Genomic DNA, 1,646 nt, shown 5'->3' on the forward strand with positions numbered 1-1,646 from the left:
GCCGGACGCCGTGACCCTCACGTGGAGCGGGCCTCGGCAGCCCACTGGGCGAGCTCGTCGAGCAGGGCGCGCACGACCCGGGCCTCGTCGGCGGATCCGGCCTGGGTGAAGGCGGCCTCGGCGTCGGTGAGGGCCTTCACCGCGGGCTGGACGGCGCCGAGATGCGCGAGGGCGTTGCCCTGGCCGGCGAGTGCCCGGGCGTACCCGATCGGGTCGGTCTGCGGATCCCGGGCGGCCACCACCTGGGAGAACCGCCCGGCGGCCTCGACCAGGTTCTCCCGGCGGTGCGCCGACGGCGCGTACACCAGGGCGTTGGCGAGGTTGAGCTGGGCGCTGGCCCACCGCTGTGGATGTGTCTGCGGGGTGTAGACGGTCAGCGCCGTGCGCAGGCCCCCGATGGCGACGCCGATCCGCAGCTGGTCGGACGCCTGGGTCATCGGGATCGCCAGGTAGGCGGTGGCCAGGTTGACCTGGGCCGCGGCGAACAGTTCCGGGGCCGAGTCGAGGGTGACCAGCCGCAGCACCGCCAGGTACTGCTCGATCGCCGGGCGCAGGCTCTCCGGGTCTTCCCTGGCCCGTTCCTGGTAGGCGGAGCCAAGGGACAGGCGCAGCTCGGCCTGGGCGAGGACGAGGTCGGTGGCGGCCAGGGCGTCGCCGGCCGCGGTGAGGTCGGCGAGCACCGCGTCGGTCGGTCCCTCGAGGCCGTGGCGCAGGTCGGCGGCGGCGGACTGCAGCTGCGCCGCCAGGCCCGGGACGACCGGTGCAGCCGCCTCCCGGGCCCGGCCAAGATGGCTCACGGCCTGCTCCGGGGCGCCCCCGGCCATCGCCGCGGCGGCGAGGGTGGCGTGCACGAGCGCCGCGATCTCGTCGGTCTCGCCGGTGAGCTCCGGCGGCTCGGCCAGCGCGCCGGTGGCGAAGCGCACCGCGTCGACCAGGACGCCCACCTCGGGTCCGAGCGCCGCGCGCAGGTCAGCCGGATCCTCCACGGGCGGTCCCGCGGGACGCAGGACGAACCGGTTGTACCGCTCGACCGGGTCGTCGCCGACCAGCAGGTCCGCGGCGGCGGCGACCTCGCCCCGATGGGCGAGCTCCAGCGCCCGCAGCCGTGGCGGCCACACCGACGGGAGTCGGCCGGCGGCCAGATCGCGGCGCACCGCCGCCGATGCGTCGTCGTCGCCGGGAACGAGCAGGTAGCCGGCGGGCAGCGGGAACACCCCGACCGGTTGGGGCCGGGCCAGCCCCGCCGGCCGCGTGGGCTCTGCCGATTCGGTGGGTCCTGCCGATTCGGTGGGTCCTGTTGACTCGGTGGGTTCTGTCGGCTCGGTGGGTTCTGTCGGCTCAGTCATGGTGGTCACCGGCGGCCGGGTCGGGTAGCTTCGCCAGGTCGTTCAGGATCATGCTCTGTACTCGCTCCATCGATCGGCGCACGGCTGGGGTGAGGTCGGCACCGGGATCGAGGCATCCGGCCTCGATCAGGTAGACGACGATGTCCGTCGGGTAGTCGGCGCCCAGCAGCCAGCGGGCGAACACCAGCGCCTGGTCCCAGCGCACCGCGTGCGGCTGTGGCAGCCGCGTCGGGCCGGTGGCGCAGGGGCCGCCGGCGTCGAGGAGCCGTGCCGCGGGCACCCGGTGGACGGTGCCGGGGG

General features: G+C 75.5%; 1 protein-coding gene and 1 pseudogene. Both read right to left on the minus strand.

Annotated features, from left to right (window positions below; all coding sequences use genetic code 11):
- Positions 1–17: 17 nt before the first annotated feature.
- On the minus strand, positions 18–1,346 hold the full coding sequence (locus ND747_RS16250) for a hypothetical protein (protein WP_285900628.1): 1,329 nt from the start codon (positions 1,344–1,346) through the stop codon (positions 18–20).
- Positions 1,339–1,646, minus strand: a pseudogene (locus ND747_RS16260) (peptidase M52); the annotation flags it as partial. The gene ND747_RS16250 and the pseudogene ND747_RS16260, both read right to left, overlap by 8 nt.

The organism is Frankia sp. R82 (assembly GCF_023716925.1).
In the GTDB taxonomy this organism is placed as follows: Bacteria; Actinomycetota; Actinomycetes; order Frankiales; family Frankiaceae; genus Frankia.